Consider the following 20,377-nt stretch of genomic DNA (forward strand, 5'->3'; position numbering starts at 1 on the left):
GTTACTACATCGCTCTTTGCGACTGCATCGACGTCTGCTGCGAACGCCACTGCGTTTCTTACAAAACCTCACGTGTTCTTTTTCTCGCCGCTGTTGCTGTTGTTGGTGTCCTTGCCGCTACTGCTACTGCCGTTGCCGTTGTTTTTGCCATGCCATTGCCATGCCATTGCCATCGCTTTTGCTGCCGCTGTTGCTGTTGCTGTTGCTGTTGCTGTTGCCTTGCCGTTGCCGTTGCCGTTGCCGTTGCCGTTGCCGTTGCTTGCGCAGTTTGCTTTCCGGGCCCCCATACCGCAGCGGCAAGGCCGGCAGATACAACCCGCAGGGCGGCGCGCAGGGATGCGCGACGTTTTTGTAAGGGACAGGGATGTCCCTTACAAAAATTTCTGCCGGCCTTGCGCACCTGGAGCGCGCAGCGCGGAAGGCGCGAGGACGGGGTGTGTTTCTTTGGTTACTTTATTTGCACAAGCAAAGAAAGTGACTCGCGCCCGCAAGGGCGTGAAAGCCTTGCTTCGCTCTACTCCACCCAACCTCAAGCAAACCCACAACCCACAGCCCACAACAAACCAACCATCGCCCAACGCCGTACCCTCATCCGCCCTACGGGCACCTTCTCCCGATGGGAAAAGGGAGATGCCGTCCCAGGCACAGACGACATCACTCCGCCGCAACCTCCCCCTCGCGCAACTCCCGATACGCCTCCACCAACGCCTGCACATCCTCGGCCGAGAACAACAACTTCAACACCGGCGACACCTCGTAACGCTCCTCGCTGCCGCGCAACCGCGACAGCAACTGGTTCTCGCGCATCTTGCCGATGGCCGTCATCACCCGCCGCGTAAACCCGGCCCTGTCGGTGGACACGTTCTTTTCGTACACCGACAACGCCTCCACCAACTGCGCCTCGTCCACCACCGCGCGCTCGCCGCGCGTATCGGCCTCGGCCAGTTGCTGACGCAGGAACAGCAGCAGCACCGACTCGATGAAGGTCAGCGGCGCGCTGCGCAGCAAGGTGGGCGATTCCAGCTCGGCGGTGTCGGCCTGGCGGGTGAACGCCACTCCGCCTTCGCGGTCCAGCACCAGCTCCAGAAACAGTTCGCACAGCACCTGGCGCACTGCCACCTCGTTGCGTAGCAGCGCAGGCCACAAACCGCCGTGCCGCTGCGCGTCGATGCTGGGGCCGGCCAACAGCTGGCACAGCGCGCGGCGCGCATCGAAGGGCAGCGTACCGGTGTCGCCGAGGAACAACGCGCCACCCTGCGCGGCGCTGGCGGCATCGCTGGCCGGCAGCCTCAGCGCGTTGGCGTGTGCGTCGGCGTCATCGTCGTTGTGCGTGTCCAGCGCTGCCTGCTCAGACCAGTTCATTGCGTTTCTCCCGGGTAAACCACACCAAGGGAATGCGCGCGCGCCGCAACGTGCCGTCGCCGCCTTCCCATTGCACCGTTTCCATGTGGCCATCGATCACCAGGCCGTGGCGCGTGCCCAGCGACAGATAGCCGATCACACTGCCCAGCCCCTGCACCGCCGGCCGCTGCTGCAGCGCATCGCCGATGGTGAGCCGCGGGCGCTCGCCCAGCAGCGCGTGCAGATCGCGGCGCAGGCTGCGCACGTCGATCTCCGATTGCGCGACCAAATCGCCCACGCTGTCCAGCGAGATCTCTGCCGCGTCGGCCGCGTACACGCGGCCATCGACCTGGGTGAGGCGCGGGTCGTGCAGGCGCCACTGCGACAACGAGCGCAGGCGGCTGCCGCTCAATGCCTGCGTGTAGCCGGTGGCGGTGGTGGCGTGCAGGCTCTCGCGCAGGTGCAAGGCTTCGCCCTGTGCCTGCTTGAGCAATTGGTTGAGCCGGCGCTGTTCCAGATACCCGCGGCTCTGCACGAACCCGCGCAGGCTGCGCGCGAAGTGCTGCATCACCGTGTGCACCTCGCCGCCGCGCTCCAGCAAGGTACCGGTGAGCCCGCGCAGGAAGGCGCGTTCGCGGCGGTCAAGCTTGCGTGCGAAGCCGCGTGCCAGCAATACGTCCAGCGCCTGGTCCAGCTGGCTGCTCTGCTGGGTGTCGTTGAGCAGGCTCCAGAACGCCTCGAACGTGCGTCCGGCCTCGCTGTCGGCAATCACGTCCACGCCGTTGAACAACTGCTCCAGCACATCGCCGCGCGCGCCTTCGTCGTCGATGATGCGTTCGCGAAATTGCCGGTTGAGTTGTTCGAAGTCATCGCGCACGCGATGGAAATCTTCGGCCAGTTCATCGGAGAGATGGATCAGGTCGCGCGTGCGTTCCAGCGCGCGCTTGCCGTCCAGCGCGCCGACGCGGCCGGCGGCCACCCGCTCGATCTCGGCATCGATGCGCTCGCGCTCTGCGCGTAGCGCGGCCAGGCGCGCGTCCGGGTCGGCTTCGGTCTGGCCGGCCAGTTGCACCAGCTGCTGGATCACCAGCGACAGCCGGCTTTCGGTGGCGCTGCTGCCGCTCTCGCGCAGGCCGGCGATGAAACGGATGGCCTGGGTGGCGGCACGCGAGAGTTCGTATTCTTCTTCGGCCGCGCCTTCGGGCAGGCGGCGTTCCAGCCAGCCCTGCGCCAGCCAGTGCGCCAGGTAGGCCTGCGCCGTGCGCGGCAGCTCGCGGGAAAGTTCGTCGCCGCGCAAGGCATCCAGCTGGCGCTGCAGGCGCGCATGCAGCACCGCCGATGGCAGCCGGCGTTCGCCGTCCATCAACAGGGTCTGCAGCAGGCCGATCAGCTCTGGTGCGTGATCGGCGGCGAGCAATTTCCACGCCGGCTGGTCGCGCAAGTGGCGGTAGCCGGCAATCCGTGCCTGATGCTTCATGACGCCTGCCGGAGCTGCCTCAACGCTTGCCGCCCACTTCGATGAACTGCAGGAATTCGGCGCGGGTGCGCGCGTCCTCGCGGAAGCTGCCGAGCATCTTGGAGGTCACCATGCTGACGCCGCGCTTGTGGATGCCGCGGGTGGTCATGCATTCGTGCGCGCCTTCCACCACAACGCCCACGCCGCGCGGTTGCAGCACGTCCTGGATGCACTGGGCGATCTGTGCGGTCATCTTTTCCTGCACCTGGAAGCGGCGCGCGTAGCTTTCCACCACGCGGGCCAGCTTGCTGATGCCCACCACCTTGCCGCGCGGCAGGTAGCCCACGTGCACCTTGCCGATGATCGGCGCCATGTGGTGCTCGCAATGGCTTTCGTAGGAGATGTCGCGCAGCACGATCAATTCGTCGTAGCCGGCCACTTCTTCGAAGGTGCGTTCCAGGTATTCGCGCGGTTCTTCGCGGTAGCCGCTGAACCAGTCGCCATAGGCTTCGGCCACCCGGCGCGGGGTGTCCAGCAGGCCTTCGCGGGCAGGATCCTCACCGGCCCAGCGCAGCAGGGTGCGCACGGCCTCTTCGGCCTGGGCCTGGGTAACGGATGAATCGGGCTGGTCGGACTGGCTCATGCGCATGCACCCAAAGGGGGCGTGCATGGTACCCGAGGACGGGGCGGCGGCCCCAGCAGTGGCCCGCGCTGCCTGCAGGAGGTTTAGTTGACAGTTGATTCATTGTTGAATTGATAGCATCCTATCTATTGTGATGACTACCTATCTTCCTCCCCGCGCCCAGCTCAGTGCCGGCCTGCTGGTTGCCAGCCGCCAATGGCAGCGCCTGGCCGACCAGGCATTTGGCGAGTTCGGCCTGTCCAGCGCCTGCACCGGGCCGTTGCTGATGATTGGCCGCTCCGGTGGCGGCATCCGCCAGGTGGCCCTGGCCCAGCAGCTGGGCATGGAAGGCCCTTCGCTGGTACGGCTGCTGGACAAGCTGTGCGCGCAGGCGCTGGTGCGCCGCGAAGCCGACAGCAGCGACCGCCGTGCCAACCAGTTGTGGCTGACCGAGGCCGGCCAGGCGTTGGTCGGGCATATCGAGGCGCGCCTGGTGGCGCTGCGGGCCGAGGTGTTCGGCGCGCTCAGCGATGCCGAGGTGGAAGTGGTGTTGAAGCTGTGGGGCCTGATCGCCGAGGCGAACGCGCGCCTGCCCTAGTTGTGCCGACGACCCGCCGTGGTTGCCGCGTGGCCTGGCCGCGCCGGGCGTCGTTGTTCCCCTTCCCCAGGATATGTGGCCGATGTACGGAGAATTCAGTCTCTACGGTGTGTTCGTTCCCACCTTGCTGGCGTTGATGACGCTGGCCTACCTGCTCAACAGCGCGGTTGGCGCGCTGCTGACGCGGGCCGGGGCGTATCGCCACATCTGGCACCCGGCCCTGTTCAACCTGGCGCTGTATATCGCCCTGCTGGGCGGCCTGTTTTCCCTCATGCGTTGGATGCAATCGTGAAGAAGCTGATCAAGACGGCCGGGCCGGCGCTGCTGACCCTGGCAATGGTGGTGGTGGCTGCAGTGGTGCTGCAGCACCTGTGGCGGTACTACATGGATGCACCGTGGACGCGCGATGCGCATGTGGGCGCCGATGTGGTGCAGGTGGCGCCGGATGTGTCCGGGCTGGTGGAGCAGGTGGCGGTGGCCGACAACCAGGCGGTCACGCGCGGGCAGTTGCTGTTCGTGGTGGACCGCGCGCGTTATGCGATTGCGCTGGAACAGGCCCGCGCCGCGCTGGCCGAACGCCAGGCCACACTGACCCAGCTCCGCCGCGAGATCGCACGCGACCGCAGCCTGCAGGACCTGGTGGCCGCCGAAGACGCCGAAGTGCGCCGCTCCAACGTGCAGAAGGCGCAGGCCGCCGTGGCCACCGCGCAATCGGCGGTGGATTTGGCCCAGCTCAACCTGGACCGTACCGAAGTGCGCAGCCCGGCCGACGGCCATATCAGCGACCGCACCGTGCGCGTGGGCGACTACGTCAGCGCCGGGCGCCCGGTGGTGGCGGTGCTGGACACCGGCTCGTTCCGCGTCGATGGCTATTTCGAGGAAACCCGCCTGCAGGGCGTGCATCCGGGCCAGCGCGTGGACGTGCACCTGATGGGCGAGCCGGTGACGCTGCACGGCCACGTGCAGAGCATCGCCGCCGGCATCGAAGACCGCTACCGCACCGGCAGCGCCGGCGCCCTGCCCAACGTCACTCCCGCCTTCGACTGGGTGCGGCTGGCGCAGCGCATCCCGGTGCGCATTGCGCTGGATGCAGTACCGGCGCAGGTGCAATTGATCGCCGGGCGCACCGCCACCGTCACCATCCTGCCGGATGCCGCGCGCCCCGCAGCGGCCAGTGCGCCTGCCCGCGTGCAGGCGAAGGCCGCGCCATGAGCCGCGCCGCGTTGCGTCACCTGGGTTTGGCAGCCGCGTTGACCGCGCTGAGTGCCTGCAGCACCGTCGGCCCCGACTACGCGCTGCCGCGCGAGGCGATCTACAACCGGCCGGCCGCCAATGCACCATTCCTGGACACCGGCAACGCGCAGGTGCGCCCCGGGGCGCCACTCCCGGCACGCTGGTGGGCGCTGTATCAGGACCCTATGCTCGATGGCCTGGTCGAACAGGCGCTGCGCGACAACGTCGAGCTCAAGGTGGCCAGCGCCAACCTGCGCCGCGCCGCGGCCGTGTACGAACAGGCGCTGGACGCTGGCGGGTTCGATTATGAAGTGGAAGCCGGCGTCAGCCGCGCGCAGGTGTCGGCCGAGGCCTTCCTGCAGGAAGAAAAACTGCCCGTGTTCAACCTGGCCGACGGCAAGTTCGGCGTGTCCTACCAGTTCGATCTGTTCGGCAAGCTGCAACGCGGCGCCGAAGCCGCGCACGCCGACACCCAGGCCGCGCAGGCGGCGATCGACCTGGCCCGCGTCAGCGTGGCCGCGCAGGTGGCCGGCAGCTATGTGGAGATCTGCAACGCCAACCACGAGCTGCATGTGGCCGAGCACTCGCTGCAGCTGCAACAGCGCAGCCGCACGGTGACCCAGCGCCTGATCAGCGCCGGCCGTGGCACGCCGCCGGATCTGGCCCGCGCCACCGCGCAGGTGGCGATGCTGGAAGCCGCGTTACCGCCGCTGCGTGCACGCCGCCAGGCCGCCGGCTACGCGTTGGCCGCGTTGCTGGGCAAGACCCCCGGCGAACTGCCGGCCGGGGTGGACAGCTGCGCGCACGCACCGGCGCTGCAACGGCCGATCCCGATCGGCGACGGCCGCACCCTGCTGGCCCGTCGCCCGGACATCCGCCAGGCCGAACGCCGGCTGGCCGCGGCCACTGCGCGCATCGGCGTGGCCACTGCTGAGCTGTATCCGGATATCCGCCTGGGCGGCTCGATCGGCGCCACCGGCCTGCTGGCCGACTTCGGCGAGCCGGCCACACATGCCTGGTCGTTTGGCCCGCTGATTTCGTGGACGCTGCCGTCCAGCGGCGCGCGTGCCCGCATCCGCGCCACCGAAGCCGGCGCGGACGTGGCGCTGGCGCAGTTCGACCACACCGTGCTGCAGGCGCTGCGCGAGGTGCAGACCACGCTGTCGCGCTACGCGCAGGATCTTGACCGCCTGCATCTGCTCGAACAGGCGCAGCAACAGGCCGAACTGGCCTCGTCGCAGAACCGGCGCTTGTATCAGGGCGGACGCACCCCGTATCTGTCCAGCCTGGATGCCGAGCGCACGCTGGCCACCGCCGACATGACGCTGGCCAATGCCCAGGCGCAGGTCTCGCAGGATCAACTGCAGCTGTTCCTAGCGCTGGGCGGCGGTTGGGAAACCACCGCCGGCCACACCGATACGACGGCCGCGCGATGAGTGCGCTGCTGCGCGATCGCCAGGCCTGGCTGTTTTCGGCCAAGACCTTCGCCGCATCGATCGCGGCGTTGTATGTGGGGCTGGCCGGCAATCTCTCGCGGCCGTACTGGGCGATGGCCACGGTCTACATCGTCTCCCAACCGCTGCTCGGCCCCACCCGCGCCAAGGGCGTGTACCGCGTGCTCGGCACCTTGCTGGCCGGCGCAGCGACCCTGGTGATGTTGCCGAATCTGGTGGAGACGCCATTGCTGCTCAGTGCGGCGATGGCGTTGTGGCTATCGGCCTGCCTGTTCCTGGCGCTGCTCAATCGCGGCCCGCGCGGCTATGCGTTCCTGCTGGCCGGCTACACCACCGCGTTCATCGGCTTCCCTGCGGTGACCTCGCCGGAAGGCATCTTCGACACCGTGGTGGCACGCAGCGAAGAGATCATCCTGGGTACGGTGATGGCGGTGCTGTTCGCGTCGCTGGTGTTTCCCGCCTCGGTGCGACCGATGCTCACCGCGCGCATCGGCAACTGGATGCAGGACGCCGCGCAATGGTGCCGGCAGGTGCTGCAGCGCGGCCCGGCACAGGCGCCACGCAACCGGCTGGCCGCCGACCTGGTGCAGTTCGAGGCCTTGATCGCCTTCGTGCGGCATGACGACCCGCGCCACGCCGGGGCCGCCCCCGCGCTGGAACAATTGCGCGCGCGCATGTTGCTGCTGCTGCCGGTGCTGTCCTCGATCGCCGACCGGCTGGATGCCTTGCACGCGGCCTCGCGCGCGCTGCCGGGCGAGCTGATCACGTTGCTGGAGGACATCGGCGCCTGGGTGGAGCGCGCCGGGCCCGGTGCCGCGCAGGTCGCTGCACCGCAGCCCGAAATGATCGCTGCAAATGCCGCCGATGCCGACGCGGCGGTGGCCGGCCTGCGTGCCCGCATCGCTGCACTGCGCCCCGCCGTAGATGACGACCTGCAGCATCTGCTGCTGGCCAGCCTGCTGCTGCGCCTGGAGGAACTGCTGGATCTGTGGCAGGACTGCCGCGCGCTGGAATCCGCCTTGCTGCAGGGCACTGCGTTACCTGCGTTGCCGGCTGCAGCACGTGATCGCGCTGTGCCGGAAGCCGAAGCCGGTAGCGAAGTGCGCCTGCGATCGACCGTGCCGCAACGTATGGGCGAGTCGGGAGGCGAGACATCGCCCGGTGCTCCCGCACACGCGGACACCGCGCCCAGCGCCGCGCCCAGCCAGCCCGCATCCCTGCTACAACGCCTCACCCGCTCTTCCAGCCGCCTTTCCACCGATGCACCGGCCACGGCAGGAGACGCACGGCATATCGACTACGGCATGGCGGCGTTTTCTGCGTTGAGCGCCGGCTTCGCACTGATGGCGTACTGCGTGCTGTGGATCGGCATCGGCTGGGAAGGCGGCGGCAATGGCGCGATGATGGCGGCGGTCACGGCCGCCTTCTTTGCCGCGCAGGACGACCCCGCGCCCAGCATGCTGTCTTTCCTTACCTGGGCGGTGGTCGCCAGCGTGGTGGCAGGCATCTACCTGTTCGGCATCTTCCCGGCCATCCATGATTTCCCGATGCTGGTGCTGGTACTGGCCGCGGTGTTTTTGCCGCTGGGCGCGTTGCTGCATCGGCCCAAGACCATGTTGATCGCGCTGCCGCTGGTGGTGAATCTCACCGCGCTGCTGAGCCTGCAGAACACCTACAACGCCAACATCCAGAGCTTCGTCAACGCTGCGGTGGCGATGGTGCTAGGCATTGGATTTGCCGTGGTGCTGACGCGGCTGTTCCGCTCGGTGGGTGCCGAATGGAGCGCACGCCGGCTGGTGCGGCAGGGCTGGCGCACGCTGGCCGCTGCCGCCGATGGCCGTGGTGCGCAGGATCGCCACCAGTTCGCCGCACGCATGCTCGATTTGCTCGGCCTGCTCGCGCCACGCCTGGCGGTGGCACCGCCCGGTAGCGACCTGGCATCGGTGGACATGCTCACCGAAATCCGCGTGGGCTTGAACATCCTGCAGCTACGCCGCGCCCGGCATGGCTTGCCGCCAGCGAGCATCGCCGCGGTGGACGCGATCCTGGCCGATGTCGCTGCGCATTACCGGCAGCAGGTGGCGCACAAGCGCCCGCTGCCCGGCCCCGACACCTTGCGCACACGCCTGGACGCCTCGCTGGCGCGCGTTGGCCAGGTGCCGGCCGGCACGCACCGCGATGAAGCCCTGCTCGGCTTGATCGGCCTGCGTTCCAGCCTGTTCGTTGACGCAACCGTGCCGGACCACGCGACAGGGCATCCGCAGTTGGCGTGACGCTAGCTTCTTTCAGAGCGATCAAGCAGTGCTTGCATGCCACTGGCGCGCGTTGCCTTGTGTGCCGGTGTTGCGACACGGAGCCGCGTGTGGCGAGTCATGAGTACGCAAGAGACAGCACCGACACGTGCGGTGCAGATCGTCATCAACCACCGCGCGGCTCGTGGCCCAAGACAGCGCGCTCACCACTATCTCAAGACGCCATCTGACGCAGCAGGTGCCTCATCTTCAAAGACGTGTGGCGGCAAGGTAGTCCTCGCCGCCACCTGGCAGTGCGCTGAGCCGCGCCCTCATCCGCCCTTCGGGCACCTTCTCCCGATGGGAGAAGGATCCCAAAGCACGCCAGCGCCTCAGCGCTTGCGCGTGTGCATCGCGTCTTCGTGGTCCAGCCAATTGCTGCCCTTGTTGGTCAGGAAGAAGATGTAGACCACCAACGACACCGCGATCACCGCCGTGGCGTAGATCACGAACTCGCTCACGTGGCCGGTCTTCAACGAGGCCTGGTACAGCAGCGGCGCGGTACCGCCGAAGGCCGAGTTGGCCAACGCATAGCCCAGGCCGACGCCCAGCGCGCGCACATGGGTGGGGAACAGCTCGGCCTTCACCACCGCGTTGATCGAGGTGTAGCCGGTCAGGATCACAAAGCCCACGGTGAGGATCGCAAACGCGGTCAGCCAGTCGGTCTGCTTGGGCAGCTCCATCACCAGGAACCAGGTGTAGAGCACGCCGCCGATGCCGAAGAACACCAACAGGCTCTTGCGGCCCACGATGTCCGACAACCAGCCACCCACCGGCTGCATCAGCATCAGCACCGTCAGCGCAACCAGGTTGATGATGGTGCCGGCCATCACGTCGCCACCGGCGAACGCGGTCTGGATCATCTTCGGGCCGGTCACCGAGTAGGTGTAGAACGCGATCGTGCCGCCGGCGGTGATCAAGAAGCACAACAGCAGCGGGCGCCACTGGTTGACGAACAACTCGCGCATCGAGCCGGACGCCTTGGCCTTGCCGGTGCGCGAATCGGCAATCGATTCGGAGCTCAGCGACTCGTCCATGGTCTGGCGCAGCCAGAACACCACCAACGCGCCGATACCGCCCAGGCCGAACGCCACGCGCCAGCCCCACTCCGACACCTGCGGTGCATCGAAGAAATGCAGCATCACCAACAACGTGGTCTGCGCCAGCACGTGGCCGCCTACCAGGGTGACGTAATGGAACGATGACAAGAATCCGCGCCGGCCGGGAATGGCCGCTTCGGACATGTAGGTGGCGCTGGTGCCGTATTCGCCACCGGTCGCAAAGCCCTGCAACAGGCGCGCCAGCAACAGGATGATCGGTGCGGCAATGCCAATGGTGGACACCGTCGGCGTGATCGCGATGACGAACGAGCACAGCGCCATCATCGACACCGAAATGGTCAGCGCCAACCGGCGGCCATAGCGGTCGGCAAAGCGGCCGAAGTACCACGCGCCGATCGGCCGCATCAGGAAGGTCATCGCGAAGATCGCCCACACGAACATGGTGGCGTTCTTGTCTTCCTTGGAGAAGAACTGCGATTCGAAATAGGTCGCGAACACCGAGTAGACGTAGACGTCATACCACTCGACGAGATTGCCGGCCGATCCCTTGAGCGTGTTGGACACCGAGCGGCGAAGGCTGCCGGGCGCTGCGCCAGAACCGGCGGCAATCGGAGACGAGGGGGGTGCGCTCATGCGGTCAGAACCTCTTGGTGGGACAGCCCCGGAGTATAGGTGCGCGCTTGTGTGACGCATGTAAGCATTTCGGCGCATAGGCAGGCGCCGCGCAAGCGGCTAGTCCGCCGGTGCGTGCGGCTGGAAACCACTACGTTGCAAGCGCGCTGCGTGTGTTCCATCGCCAAATGCAGCTGCGTGAGGCGTGACGCTTCAGCTCGCTTTCGGCGTCGGCGCGCTCAGCGATTTGCTGTACATGCCCGAGCGATCGAAGCAACACGCGCGCCGCTTGCCGGAGCCCAGCATGTCGCAGGCGGTGGCAATGCGCTTGCTCCGCGTCTCGGCCTTTTTCCCCGAGGTGACCCAGAAAATCCAGTCGCGCCGCGCCACCGCAGTGGTGTCGTTCCAGGTCGCCTGCGCGGCGGGATGCGCGGCAAGTGCGGCGTGCAGATCGTCGGGCACCACCGGCTCGGGCTCCACTTCCACCGGTGCGATCTCCAGCGTCACCGTGTCGCCGGCGGCCACCCCGGCGCCGCGCTGCAGCGCGGCGTCCAGCTTCAGCCAATGCCCGCCCTGCCCGTCCGGTTGCAGCGTGGCCTGCAATGGATGCCCGGCCAGGCGGCCGCGCACGCTGACCATGCTGCGCGTCGGCAATGCGCCGCTTGCGTTGGCAGGCAGCACTAGAAACACCCACGCGGCATCGGCCGGCATTGCCGGTTGCAGCAAGGTGGCGGTGCAGCGGATGGCGGCGGTGCCCATGGCGCGGACGATAGCACCGCAAATGGCTGGCATCTGCTGCCTCCGCGGTGCGGTGCTGACGCGTGCGCAGGCATGCAAACAGCCACACGCTCGAGGCCGTATGCGCGCGCTCACGCCTCCTGCGGCAGCAGTTCCTTGAGCGTATCGATCAACGCGCGCAAGCCCGGCGGCACTTGGCGTCGCCCCGGGTAATACAGCACCAGGCCCGGAAACGCCGGGCACCACGCCTCCAACACCTGCACCAGCGTGCCGCGCTGCAGCGCTGCGCGCACCGCGTATTCGGGCACATAGGCAATGCCCAGCCCGCCTTCGGCGGCTTCGCACATCAGCGGGATCTGGTCCAGGGTGAGCCGCCCGGGCACATCGATCACCATGTCCTCGCCACGCCGTTCGAACTCCCAGCGGTACAGCTTGCCGCTGGGCATGCGGTGGCGGATGCAGGCGTGCCGCTGCAGGGCGTCGGGCGTGTCGGGCGTCCCGGCGCGTGCGAGATAGTCCGGTGCGGCAACCGCCACGAAACGCGCCGGCCCACCGAACGGCACCGCCACCATGTCCTGCGGCACCGACTCGCTGAAGCGGATGCCGGCATCGAACCCGGCCGCCACGATATCCACCAGCCGGCCTTCGCTCACCAGATCCACCGACAGCGCCGGGTAGCGCGCCAGCACGTGCGGCACCACCTGCTGCAGCAGCAACTGCACCACCACTTCCGGCGCGTTGATCCGCACGGTGCCGGTGGGCCCGCCGCGGAAATCGTCCAGCTCCAGCAACGCCTGGTCCACGTCCTGCAGCGCCGGGACCAGCTTTGCGTACAGGCGCGCGCCGGCTTCGGTGAGCGACACGCTGCGCGTGGTCCGGTGCAGCAGGCGCACGCCGAGGTTGCGCTCCAGCGCGCTGATCACATGGCTGAGCGACGACGGTGCCAACCCGACCTCGCTGGCCGCACGCCGGAAGCTGCGGTGCGTGGCCACGGCGGTGAACGCGGCAAGGTCGTTGAACGAGGGCTTGGGCATTGGTGGCAAAACCGCATCAACTCATTCGAATTCTATGCCATAGACCCAGCAATCCGCGGTTTCTAGAGTGGGGCTCCTCTCCGAACCACAGGCCACTCCCATGTCCAAGACCTGGCTCATCACTGGCGCCTCTTCCGGCTTCGGCCGCGGTCTGACCCAGACCCTGCTGGCGCGCGGCGATCGCGTCGCCGCCACCGTGCGGCGGCGCGACGCCCTGGCCGATTTACAGGCAGCGCACGGCAACGCATTGACCGTACTGCAGCTGGACGTGCGCGACAGCGCCGCGGTGCAGGCGGTCGTGGCACAGGCATTCGCGGCGCTGGGCCGCATCGATGTGGTGATCAGCAACGCCGGCTACGGCACGCTGGGCGCGGCCGAGGCCGCCACCGAGACGCAAGTGCGCGCGTTGATCGACACCAACCTCATCGGCTCCATCAGCGTGATCCAGGCGGCGCTGCCGCACCTGCGCCGGCAAGGTGGCGGGCACGTGGTGCAAGTGTCCTCCGAGGGCGGGCAGATCGCCTACCCCGGCTTCAGCCTGTACCACGCCAGCAAGTGGGGGATCGAAGGCTATGTCGAAGCGGTGCGCCAGGAAGTGGCCGGCTTCGGCATCCAGTTCACCCTGGCCGAACCCGGCCCGGCGCGCACCAACTTCGGCGCCGCACTGGAGCGCACCGCACTCCCGGCCGACTACGCCAACACCCCGGTCGACGCACTGCTCCGCGCGCTGGACGACGGCAGCTGGGTCATCACCGGCGACCCGCAGCGCATGGTGGACGCCATGATCGCCTGCACCGAACAGACCCCACCGCCGCTGCGCCTGGTCATGGGCACCGCGGCGTATCACGCCATCCACGCCGCCCTCAGCAGCCGCCTGGCCGCGCTCGAAGCCCAACGCGCGATCGCGTTTTCCACCGACAATCCGGCCGCCGCCGCATGATGGCAATGACAGTGCTGCCGCGAAGTCACTGCGGAGCATGGGTGCACGTTGGCCACGTGAATGCATCAAAATGCTGTCATCACTGGCCGCAACAAGGACGCTTCGGCGACGCAGCATGACCAAGCAGCACACCGACATCAGCAAGTTCCTGAGTTTCGTGCTGCGCCACGAACCGCAGGCGATCGGAGTCACGCTCGACCCGGACGGCTGGGCCGAGATCGACGCGGTAATCGCTGGCGCCCAGGCCCACGGCACCGTGCTTGATCTGGAGCTGATTCAGGCCGTGGTCGCCGGCAGCGACAAAAAGCGTTTTGCGCTGTCTGCCGATGGGCGGCAGATCCGCGCGGTGCAGGGGCATTCCACGCCAACTGTGGCCTTGCAGTTTGAAGCCAAGGTGCCGCCTGAGGTGCTGTATCACGGCACCGCTACGCGCTTTCTCAAGGCGATCCTGGCCGAGGGCCTGCGTGCCGGCCAGCGCCACCATGTGCATCTGTCCGACAACACGCAGACCGCCGCATCGGTGGGGCAGCGCTACGGCGAACCGGTGGTGTTGCAGATCGACGCCGGGCGCATGCATCGCGACGGCATGTCGTTTTTTCAGGCAGATAACGGCGTATGGCTCACCGCACACGTTCCGGCGGCGTACGTGGCCAGTCCGCGATGACCTGACGGACGCTGCAAGCCTGCAACTGCGTGTGGGTGGCCCCTGGGCCGGCACGGCGTATGGCCGAACGTCGGACGAATCTCCCCTTCACAACCTCCACCGCACCGACTTGCCAGAATGCCGGCCGCTTGAGGCCGCGACGGCGCGGGAAACGGGAGTGGATGCATGACATGGATCATCGTGGCTTCGGTCATTGCCACGCTGGTGGGTGGGTTGCTGGCGCTGAACTTCGCCACGCCGGAAAAGAAGCTCCAGCACATTCCCAAGCATCTGTACGACGTGGCCGACCCGCAGTTCAAGCGTGAGATGTCGGTGTTGCTGGGCCCGGCGATCCTGCCCGGCAACAAGGTCGACGTGCTGCAGAACGGCCAGGAGATTTTCCCGGCGATGCTGGCCGCCATTCGCGCAGCAAAGCGCACCATCACCTTTGAAACCTACATTTATTGGTCGGGCGAGATCGGCCGCGAGTTCAGCGAAGCACTGTCCGAGCGCGCGCGTGCCGGGGTGGAGGTGCGCGTCACCATCGACTGGGGCGGCAGCCTGAAGATGGATCACGCGCTGGTGGACACCATGACCGAGGCCGGCGTGGAAGTGCACCGCTACCGCCCGCTGGCCTGGTACAACCTGCACCGCATCAACAACCGCACCCATCGCAAGTTGCTGGTGATCGATGGCCGCATCGGCTTCACCGGCGGCGTGGGCGTGGCCGATCAGTGGATGGGCGATGCGCAGGACCCGGAGCACTGGCGCGATACGCATTACCGCATCGAAGGGCCGGTGGTGGCGCAGGTGCAGACCGCCTTCAACGACAACTGGATCAAGAGCACCGGCCGCGTGGTCAACGGCGCGGACTATTACCCGGCGCTCACACCTGCCGGTGACAGCGACGCGCAGCTGTTCGTCGCCTCGCCCTCAGGTGGCAGCGAGAGCATGCATCTGATGTACCTGGTGGCCATTGCCGCGGCGTCCACCTCCATCGACCTGGCGGCGGCGTACTTCGTGCCCGATGCCTTGATCACCCGCGCGCTGCTGGAAGCGCGCACGCGCGGGGTGCGCATCCGTGTGCTGCTGCCCGGCCCGCACATCGATGCGATTTCGGTGCGGCTGGCCTCCAAGGCCAGTTGGGAACCGCTGCTGCAGGCCGGCATTGAGATCCACGAATATCAGACCACCATGCTGCACACCAAGTTGCTGATCGTGGACGGGCTGCTGGTGTCGGTGGGCTCGACCAACTTCGACATCCGCTCGTTCCGGCTCAACGACGAAGCCAGCCTCAACGTGTACGACCGCACGCTGGCCGCGCGCATGACCACGGTGTTCGAACGCGACCTGCAGCAGGCGCAGGCCTACAGCCTGGAACGCTGGCGCGCGCGCCCGCTGCGCGAGAAGCTGGCCGAGAAACTGGTGATTCCGATCCGCTCGCAGGTGTGAGCTAGCAGCGCGCCAACCAACACCAGCTCCCTCAGTACGCCGAGGCCTGCAGCCGCAGCTGACGCAAGCGCCACCGCACCCCGCCCACGTGCACCAGCGAGTACAGCACCAGCGCCGCGGCGATGCCGAGCGTCAGCGGGCTGGCCTGTGACCCGGCCACCGCCGCGCCGCCGCTGAAGGCGCCATCGGCCCAGCGCCAGGCCAGGCGGCCAAGCAACACCAGCATCAGCGCGCCGCCAATCCATGGATTGGGCGTGTACCAACCGCGGCCGTCCACCCATTCGGCATGCGTGTAACGCAACGACACCGCACCCAGCCCCGCGCCGACCACCGCGCCCAGCGCCACACCCGGCGCCACCCCAGGCAACCCGTAGGCGGCGTAGCCCAACGCTGCAGTGGCCACCAGCAACAGGGCGGTGCGCAAGGTCGCGGCCACCGGCTTCCAGGGTTGGCGCCCGAAGCTGCGGCGGATGCGGCGGTAGTAGAAAAAGGCAACCGCAGCCATCGACAGATAGGGCGTCAGCGGGGCAATGGCGTAGGCGGGCATGCAACATCCTTTGCAGGTGAGGTGGTGAAGCGACAGCTGCAGGATGAAACCCGGCCCCGGCACGAACAAGGTGCCAAGTGTCACTTTTTGCAGCCATCCGCGCCGCCGTACCCCCAGCTACCCGGCAACCCGCGGGGCGGCTTCGCACACGCCGCGGCCGGCCGGTGAACGCAACGCCCGCCTGCGGCAGCCGTTGCCACACGCGGATCCAGGCGGCGGCGGTAGACTTGCCGCCAGTGTTCCCCCACCGCAGTGCCATGTCCCCCATCAAGCAACACGCGCACCAGCTGATCGACGCGCTGCCCGAGGCCGCCGGGTGGGACGACCTTGCGCGCGCGGTGGACGGCGCCCGCTTCGAGGCAGCGGTGCATGCAGGCATGGCTGCTGCCGACCAGGGCCAGATCGCCAGCCCGGCACAGGTGACGGCGATGTTCGCCAGATGGGGTGTTGATGTTGCGGCGTGACTGGACCGTCCCGGCCGCCACGCAGCTTGCCCACGCCCAGGATCACTACCACGCGCTCAACCCCACCGCGGCCGCGGCGATGGCCCGGCAGGTGCGCGAAGCCACCCGCACCCTGGCCGAGCAACCCGGCCGTGGCCGTGCCGGCCGGGTTGCAGGTACCCGCGAATGGACGGTGAAGCACACCCCGTACGTGCTGGTGTACCGCGTGCGCGACGACGCCCTGCAGCTGCTGCATGTGCGGCTGGAGACCCAGGACTGGCTGCCGCGCACCGAACCGGTGATCGAGCGCATCGAACCGTGGATTGCCGCACTGATCAGCGCGCTGCTGCATGTGCTGATGCTGCTGATCCTGCTGTCGGCCTCCACGCCCAGCATGACCCCGCCACAGGGCTCGGCCAGCGGTGGCCGCACCAAGGTGGACTTCGTCGGCGACACCTCCCAGCCCGATCAACCGGTGCCCTCGCCTACCCCGGTGCCGCCATCGCCCACACCCACGCCCGTGCAACCGCCGCCGGCCGCCTCGCCGGTGCAGTCCACGCTGGTGCAGCAAGCCAAGAACCCGGTGCCACCGCAGGGCGACACCGCGCCCGGCAGCCTGGCCGAACGCCGCCGCCAGACCCGGCGCCAGACCCGTCCCACCCCGCCGCAACCGCCTGCGCCGCCAGCCGCCTCTACCCAACGCCGCCCCGAGACCTGGACCGGCCGCCCGCCCGGCATGCTGGAGGAAGAGGCCGACGGCGCCGAAGACGGCACCGCCAACACCTCCACCATCAGCCAGGGCCGCCGCAACGACCGCAACAACGCCCAGCCCAGCATGGATGTGGGCGGCTTCCAGGTGTATTACGAAGTGCGCAGCGAAACCCAGCTGCGCGCCTGGAAGGAGCAAGGCATGCAGGAGATCGCCATCATCCTGCCCGGCACCCAGCAACGCATGGTCTGCCCGCTGGACGTCGCGCTCAAACGCGGCTCCAGCAAATGCCGCCTGCTGCCGCCGGATTCGCCCGAGCTCAAGAACATTGGCGACGCCCGCGAAGTCATCAACATGATGGAGGTCTACCGCCAGGGCGAACCGGTATGGCGCGGGCCTGGACCGTATCGGTAAGCGGTGGGACTGGTGGGCCCGGATTCCCCTTACCTGCACGTGCTGGAATGGCTCCACCGATACCGGGCAGGGTGACGTCGCCACAGTGCTTGCGCTTTTCTAAAGTGCAAGCAACCTGATTTCACCGGGAGGGCGACATGCCTTCTTTCACCGTCCGCAACATCCCGGAGGATGTGCATCGCGCCATCTGGGCACGTGCTGCCCAACACGGACGCAGCACCGACGGAGATCCGCGCGATCCTTGAATCAGCAGCCAGGCCAGCCGACCAGGTCAAACTTGGTGCGTTGCTGGTGGACATGGGCCGCGACGCTGGCCTGACAGCAAAAGAGGCCGACGCCTTCGCCAAGTTACGCGACAAGGCCGCGATCAAGCCGATCGGTTTGAAGTGACCCTGCTCGATACCAGTGTCATCTCCGAGCTCTGGCGGCCTCAGCCCAACCCGCAGGTTGTCGCCTGGATCGATGCGCAGGCGGTTGAGACACTGTTCCTGTCGGTCGTGACCGTGGCCGAATTACGCTTCGGCATTGCCGTCATGCCCGAGGGCCGCAAGCGGTCCACATTGCATTCGCGGTTGGAACAGGTCCGCACAAACAGCAAGCGCACCGAGCGACGTCCTCTCGCCCCTAGAGCACGTAAGCGGCGGGAAACTGGCTACAGTCTGCCCAGGGCGGTGTCGCCCACGCCATCCACCCGCTACCAAAGGATCTCCATGCTCCTGCATCGTCTTGCCCCGCGTGTGGGCTTGGTCATTGGCTTGTTGTGTGCCTGTTGCGCACACGCCGCTACGCCGGTGGCGGCCCATCGCTTGCTGCGCGTCACCCTGGGCGGCGCCAGCGACCAGGCCGCGTCTGGCCGCTTGCTGGTGTTCGCCACCCTGGCCAAGGACGCGCAGGCGGCGGCCAAGGAGCGCAGCAAGGACGGCAAGGTGGAGCAGGTGGACGCAAGCCCGTTCCGGCCCAGTGCGGTGGCAGTGGCGGCGCAGGAAGTCACCGGCCTGGCTCCCGGCGGCAGTGTGCAGATCGACCTGGATAACCTCGCCTTCCCCAGCGCGTTTTCCGCGCTGCCGGCTGGCGAGTACCTGCTGCAGGCGGTGCTGGATGCGGACCACAACTACGGCTACAGCGGCCGCAGTGGCGGTGACCTGCTGAGCGCGGTCACGCCGGCCACGCTGGGCAAGAACGCCGCGCTGCCCACGCTGACCCTGAGCACGCAGGTGCCGGTTTCCGACGACCCGTGGCAGGTATCGCCACGGGCGCCGCAGGCAGTGCGCGATGCCGTGCCCGAGGCCAAGTTGCACAGTGCCGATGCATCGATGGTGAGCCCGGCGCTGAGTGCGTTCTGGGGCCGGCCCACGTCCATCCGTGCGCGCGTGCTGACACCGCCCGGCTACGACGCCAAGGCCGCCACGCGCTATCCCACCGTGTATGTCACCCACGGCTTCGGCGGCGGCTACAACAGTTTTGCCGGCAGCATCGCCTATACCTGGAGCGCGATGGCGGCCAAGCAGATGCCGCCGATGATCTGGGTGTTCCTGGACCAGGCCACGCCCACCGGCACCCACGAGTTCGCCGATTCGGTCAACAACGGGCCCTGGGGCACCGCGCTCACCGAGGAACTGATTCCGGCGTTGGAAAAGCAGTACAAGATGGACGGCAAGGCCAGCGGCCGGTTCTTGAACGGGCATTCGTCCGGCGGCTGGGCCACGCTGTGGTTGCAGACGCGCTACCCCAAGCTATTTGGCGGCACCTGGTCCACCTCGCCGGATTCCAGCGACTTCCACGACTTCACCGGCCCGGATCTGTACGCACCCAATGCCAACGTCTACCGGCGCGCCGATGGCAGCCAGTTCCCGCTGGTGCGCGACCAGGGCAAGGTGGTGGCCGACCTGGAAACCTTCGCCAAGCTCGAACGCGTACTCGGCCCCTACGGCGGCCAGCTCACCTCGTTCGAGTGGGTGTTCTCCCCGCGCGGCGCCGACGGGCGCCCGGTGCCGATGTTCGACCGCGACAGCGGCAAGGTGGACCCGGCCGTGGTGGCCTACTGGCGCGCGCATTACGACATTTCGGCACGTGTAGCCGCGCAGTGGCCCACGCTCAAGCCCGACCTGGACGGCAAGGTCCACCTGATCGTGGGCACCGCCGATACGTTCTACCTGGACGGCGCGGCGCGTAAATTCCAGGCGGTGCTGGACGGCCTGGGCGCCAAGAGCGACTTCCGCTATCTGGAAGGCCGCACCCACTTCGATCTGTACAAGGAAGGCGAGGACAGCAACGCCTTGATGAAGAAGATCGCCTGGGAAATGTACGCGGTGGCGCGACCGAAGCGCTGAGCGTGCCGCTGCATGGATGCCTGAGCGGTTGGGTGTGCCGGCCGAGCGTGCGACGTGCGGCCAGCGTGTAGGACATGGCGATCGCGGTGGCAGCGCACGTAGCAGATCGCCCGATCGCTGCGTGCACTGGCATCGCGAATAGCAGCACGTAGCGCAGCCACACGCGCAACGAACGCGGCATTGCAGCTTGCTGCGCTGCGTACACCAAGCATCAGCAGCACTCACGGTGCTGCGCAGTTCTTCGTTAGCCCCACACTCACTCGCGTGCAGGGGTGACAACGCGCAACACGCATCAACCCAGCAATAACAGCACGCTGCGCAGCCACACGCGCAACGAACGCGGCATTGCGGCTTGCTGCACTGCGTACGGCCAAGCATCAGCACCACCACGGTGCAGCGCAGTCTTCGTTAGCCAACCCTCACTCGCGTGCAGAGGTAACAACGCGCCACGCGCATCAA

At 67.5% G+C, this 20,377-nt stretch carries 20 protein-coding genes and 1 pseudogene; 14 read left to right on the forward strand and 7 right to left on the reverse strand.

The features are described 5' to 3' along the window. Nucleotides 1–160 precede the first annotated feature (160 nt). Nucleotides 161–355, forward strand: coding sequence for a hypothetical protein (locus ACCQ01_RS22300; RefSeq protein WP_372358839.1), 195 nt, complete (start codon nucleotides 161–163; stop codon nucleotides 353–355). Between the two features lie 299 nt (nucleotides 356–654). On the opposite strand, the gene ACCQ01_RS22305 is transcribed toward ACCQ01_RS22300, so the two are convergent. The 3 genes from ACCQ01_RS22305 to folE are packed head-to-tail and all read right to left on the reverse strand — an operon-like array spanning nucleotide 655 to nucleotide 3,440. Next, nucleotides 655–1,362, reverse strand: a complete 708-nt coding sequence (locus tag ACCQ01_RS22305; protein ID WP_228434202.1) for a DUF4194 domain-containing protein — start codon at nucleotides 1,360–1,362, stop codon at nucleotides 655–657. Then, nucleotides 1,349–2,818, reverse strand: a complete 1,470-nt coding sequence (locus tag ACCQ01_RS22310; RefSeq protein ID WP_228434201.1) for a DUF3375 domain-containing protein — start codon at nucleotides 2,816–2,818, stop codon at nucleotides 1,349–1,351. The genes ACCQ01_RS22305 and ACCQ01_RS22310 overlap by 14 nt, the downstream gene beginning before the upstream one ends. Before the next feature lie 19 nt (nucleotides 2,819–2,837). Beyond that, on the reverse strand, nucleotides 2,838–3,440 hold the full coding sequence (gene folE / locus ACCQ01_RS22315) for a GTP cyclohydrolase I FolE (RefSeq protein WP_043922256.1): 603 nt from the start codon (nucleotides 3,438–3,440) through the stop codon (nucleotides 2,838–2,840). Between the two features lie 133 nt (nucleotides 3,441–3,573). On the opposite strand from folE, the gene ACCQ01_RS22320 reads away from it, so the two are divergent. The 5 genes from ACCQ01_RS22320 (at nucleotide 3,574) to ACCQ01_RS22340 (ending at nucleotide 8,977) form a co-directional block, all read left to right on the forward strand. Beyond that, the gene (locus tag ACCQ01_RS22320) at nucleotides 3,574–4,017 is read left to right on the forward strand and encodes a MarR family winged helix-turn-helix transcriptional regulator (RefSeq protein WP_228434200.1); all 444 of its coding nucleotides are present in this window, start codon (nucleotides 3,574–3,576) and stop codon (nucleotides 4,015–4,017) included. 73 nt (nucleotides 4,018–4,090) lie between these two features. Then, a complete protein-coding gene (locus ACCQ01_RS22325) occupies nucleotides 4,091–4,309 on the forward strand; it encodes a DUF1656 domain-containing protein (RefSeq protein WP_011039232.1) in 219 nt (72 codons plus the stop codon). Further along, nucleotides 4,306–5,229, forward strand: a complete 924-nt coding sequence (locus tag ACCQ01_RS22330; protein WP_223647210.1) for an efflux RND transporter periplasmic adaptor subunit — start codon at nucleotides 4,306–4,308, stop codon at nucleotides 5,227–5,229. Before ACCQ01_RS22325 ends, ACCQ01_RS22330 begins: the two co-directional genes overlap by 4 nt. Beyond that, nucleotides 5,226–6,686 carry an efflux transporter outer membrane subunit gene (locus tag ACCQ01_RS22335; protein ID WP_228434199.1) on the forward strand — a complete coding sequence of 487 codons (1,461 nt, stop codon included), beginning with the start codon at nucleotides 5,226–5,228 and terminating at the stop codon, nucleotides 6,684–6,686. The genes ACCQ01_RS22330 and ACCQ01_RS22335 overlap by 4 nt, the downstream gene beginning before the upstream one ends. Then, nucleotides 6,683–8,977, forward strand: a complete 2,295-nt coding sequence (locus ACCQ01_RS22340; protein ID WP_228434198.1) for an FUSC family protein — start codon at nucleotides 6,683–6,685, stop codon at nucleotides 8,975–8,977. Before ACCQ01_RS22335 ends, ACCQ01_RS22340 begins: the two co-directional genes overlap by 4 nt. A gap of 350 nt (nucleotides 8,978–9,327) precedes the next feature. Here ACCQ01_RS22340 and ACCQ01_RS22345 read toward each other — a convergent pair whose 3' ends face one another. From ACCQ01_RS22345 to ACCQ01_RS22355, 3 genes are all read right to left on the reverse strand, one after another. Beyond that, nucleotides 9,328–10,689 carry an MFS transporter gene (locus tag ACCQ01_RS22345; RefSeq protein ID WP_115572301.1) on the reverse strand — a complete coding sequence of 454 codons (1,362 nt, stop codon included), beginning with the start codon at nucleotides 10,687–10,689 and terminating at the stop codon, nucleotides 9,328–9,330. A 192-nt stretch (nucleotides 10,690–10,881) separates the two neighbouring features. Next, the gene (locus tag ACCQ01_RS22350; RefSeq protein ID WP_228434197.1) at nucleotides 10,882–11,460 is read right to left on the reverse strand and encodes a YdeI/OmpD-associated family protein; all 579 of its coding nucleotides are present in this window, start codon (nucleotides 11,458–11,460) and stop codon (nucleotides 10,882–10,884) included. A 77-nt stretch (nucleotides 11,461–11,537) separates the two neighbouring features. Continuing rightward, nucleotides 11,538–12,440 (reverse strand): LysR family transcriptional regulator, encoded by a 903-nt coding sequence (locus tag ACCQ01_RS22355; RefSeq protein ID WP_228434196.1) that lies wholly within the window; start codon nucleotides 12,438–12,440, stop codon nucleotides 11,538–11,540. A gap of 100 nt (nucleotides 12,441–12,540) precedes the next feature. Here ACCQ01_RS22355 and ACCQ01_RS22360 point away from each other — a divergent pair, with 100 nt between their 5' ends. The 3 genes from ACCQ01_RS22360 to ACCQ01_RS22370 all read left to right on the forward strand — a co-directional run bounded on the left by ACCQ01_RS22360 (nucleotide 12,541) and on the right by ACCQ01_RS22370 (nucleotide 15,475). Next, nucleotides 12,541–13,380, forward strand: a complete 840-nt coding sequence (locus ACCQ01_RS22360; RefSeq protein WP_228434195.1) for an SDR family oxidoreductase — start codon at nucleotides 12,541–12,543, stop codon at nucleotides 13,378–13,380. 115 nt (nucleotides 13,381–13,495) lie between these two features. Beyond that, nucleotides 13,496–14,044, forward strand: a complete 549-nt coding sequence (locus ACCQ01_RS22365) for an RNA 2'-phosphotransferase (RefSeq protein ID WP_042595370.1) — start codon at nucleotides 13,496–13,498, stop codon at nucleotides 14,042–14,044. Nucleotides 14,045–14,209: 165 nt separating this feature from the next. Further along, nucleotides 14,210–15,475 carry a phospholipase D-like domain-containing protein gene (locus ACCQ01_RS22370; RefSeq protein WP_043877851.1) on the forward strand — a complete coding sequence of 422 codons (1,266 nt, stop codon included), beginning with the start codon at nucleotides 14,210–14,212 and terminating at the stop codon, nucleotides 15,473–15,475. A gap of 31 nt (nucleotides 15,476–15,506) precedes the next feature. Here the strand turns inward: ACCQ01_RS22370 and ACCQ01_RS22375 are convergent, their stop codons facing one another. Continuing rightward, the gene (locus ACCQ01_RS22375; RefSeq protein WP_228434194.1) at nucleotides 15,507–16,022 is read right to left on the reverse strand and encodes a CcdC protein domain-containing protein; all 516 of its coding nucleotides are present in this window, start codon (nucleotides 16,020–16,022) and stop codon (nucleotides 15,507–15,509) included. A 257-nt stretch (nucleotides 16,023–16,279) separates the two neighbouring features. Between ACCQ01_RS22375 and ACCQ01_RS22380 the strand changes: the two genes are divergently transcribed. From ACCQ01_RS22380 to ACCQ01_RS22400, 5 genes and pseudogenes are all read left to right on the forward strand, one after another. Beyond that, nucleotides 16,280–16,486 carry a hypothetical protein gene (locus tag ACCQ01_RS22380; protein WP_014509615.1) on the forward strand — a complete coding sequence of 69 codons (207 nt, stop codon included), beginning with the start codon at nucleotides 16,280–16,282 and terminating at the stop codon, nucleotides 16,484–16,486. Continuing rightward, complete coding sequence (locus ACCQ01_RS22385; RefSeq protein WP_228434193.1) at nucleotides 16,473–17,588, forward strand: type II toxin-antitoxin system RelE/ParE family toxin; 1,116 nt, start codon at nucleotides 16,473–16,475, stop codon at nucleotides 17,586–17,588. The genes ACCQ01_RS22380 and ACCQ01_RS22385 overlap by 14 nt, the downstream gene beginning before the upstream one ends. Before the next feature lie 137 nt (nucleotides 17,589–17,725). Next, entirely contained in the window at nucleotides 17,726–17,833 is a 108-nt protein-coding gene (locus ACCQ01_RS22390; RefSeq protein ID WP_372358840.1) for a FitA-like ribbon-helix-helix domain-containing protein, read from the forward strand. 141 nt (nucleotides 17,834–17,974) lie between these two features. Continuing rightward, nucleotides 17,975–18,106, forward strand: a pseudogene (locus tag ACCQ01_RS22395) (PIN domain-containing protein); the annotation flags it as partial. A gap of 192 nt (nucleotides 18,107–18,298) precedes the next feature. Next, the gene (locus ACCQ01_RS22400; protein WP_228434210.1) at nucleotides 18,299–19,918 is read left to right on the forward strand and encodes an alpha/beta hydrolase-fold protein; all 1,620 of its coding nucleotides are present in this window, start codon (nucleotides 18,299–18,301) and stop codon (nucleotides 19,916–19,918) included. The last annotated feature ends 459 nt before the right edge of the window (nucleotides 19,919–20,377 follow it).

It is taken from the genome of Xanthomonas sp. NCPPB 4037, from assembly GCF_041475695.2.
In the GTDB taxonomy this organism is placed as follows: Bacteria; Pseudomonadota; Gammaproteobacteria; order Xanthomonadales; family Xanthomonadaceae; genus Xanthomonas; species Xanthomonas campestris.

What these genes read in the sequence shown, in the direction of transcription:
- ACCQ01_RS22300 (WP_372358839.1), top strand. Translation starts at nt 161, where the DNA reads ATGCCATTGCCATCGCTTTTGCTGCCGCTGTTGCTGTTGCTGTTGCTG.
- ACCQ01_RS22305 (WP_228434202.1), bottom strand. Translation starts at nt 1,362, where the DNA reads ATGAACTGGTCTGAGCAGGCAGCGCTGGACACGCACAACGACGATGAC.
- ACCQ01_RS22310 (WP_228434201.1), bottom strand. Translation starts at nt 2,818, where the DNA reads ATGAAGCATCAGGCACGGATTGCCGGCTACCGCCACTTGCGCGACCAG.
- folE (WP_043922256.1), bottom strand. Translation starts at nt 3,440, where the DNA reads ATGAGCCAGTCCGACCAGCCCGATTCATCCGTTACCCAGGCCCAGGCC.
- ACCQ01_RS22320 (WP_228434200.1), top strand. Translation starts at nt 3,574, where the DNA reads ATGACTACCTATCTTCCTCCCCGCGCCCAGCTCAGTGCCGGCCTGCTG.
- ACCQ01_RS22325 (WP_011039232.1), top strand. Translation starts at nt 4,091, where the DNA reads ATGTGGCCGATGTACGGAGAATTCAGTCTCTACGGTGTGTTCGTTCCC.
- ACCQ01_RS22335 (WP_228434199.1), top strand. Translation starts at nt 5,226, where the DNA reads ATGAGCCGCGCCGCGTTGCGTCACCTGGGTTTGGCAGCCGCGTTGACC.
- ACCQ01_RS22340 (WP_228434198.1), top strand. Translation starts at nt 6,683, where the DNA reads ATGAGTGCGCTGCTGCGCGATCGCCAGGCCTGGCTGTTTTCGGCCAAG.
- ACCQ01_RS22345 (WP_115572301.1), bottom strand. Translation starts at nt 10,689, where the DNA reads ATGAGCGCACCCCCCTCGTCTCCGATTGCCGCCGGTTCTGGCGCAGCG.
- ACCQ01_RS22350 (WP_228434197.1), bottom strand. Translation starts at nt 11,460, where the DNA reads ATGCCAGCCATTTGCGGTGCTATCGTCCGCGCCATGGGCACCGCCGCC.
- ACCQ01_RS22355 (WP_228434196.1), bottom strand. Translation starts at nt 12,440, where the DNA reads ATGCCCAAGCCCTCGTTCAACGACCTTGCCGCGTTCACCGCCGTGGCC.
- ACCQ01_RS22360 (WP_228434195.1), top strand. Translation starts at nt 12,541, where the DNA reads ATGTCCAAGACCTGGCTCATCACTGGCGCCTCTTCCGGCTTCGGCCGC.
- ACCQ01_RS22365 (WP_042595370.1), top strand. Translation starts at nt 13,496, where the DNA reads ATGACCAAGCAGCACACCGACATCAGCAAGTTCCTGAGTTTCGTGCTG.
- ACCQ01_RS22370 (WP_043877851.1), top strand. Translation starts at nt 14,210, where the DNA reads ATGACATGGATCATCGTGGCTTCGGTCATTGCCACGCTGGTGGGTGGG.
- ACCQ01_RS22375 (WP_228434194.1), bottom strand. Translation starts at nt 16,022, where the DNA reads ATGCCCGCCTACGCCATTGCCCCGCTGACGCCCTATCTGTCGATGGCT.
- ACCQ01_RS22380 (WP_014509615.1), top strand. Translation starts at nt 16,280, where the DNA reads ATGTCCCCCATCAAGCAACACGCGCACCAGCTGATCGACGCGCTGCCC.
- ACCQ01_RS22385 (WP_228434193.1), top strand. Translation starts at nt 16,473, where the DNA reads ATGTTGCGGCGTGACTGGACCGTCCCGGCCGCCACGCAGCTTGCCCAC.
- ACCQ01_RS22390 (WP_372358840.1), top strand. Translation starts at nt 17,726, where the DNA reads ATGCCTTCTTTCACCGTCCGCAACATCCCGGAGGATGTGCATCGCGCC.
- ACCQ01_RS22400 (WP_228434210.1), top strand. Translation starts at nt 18,299, where the DNA reads ATGCTCCTGCATCGTCTTGCCCCGCGTGTGGGCTTGGTCATTGGCTTG.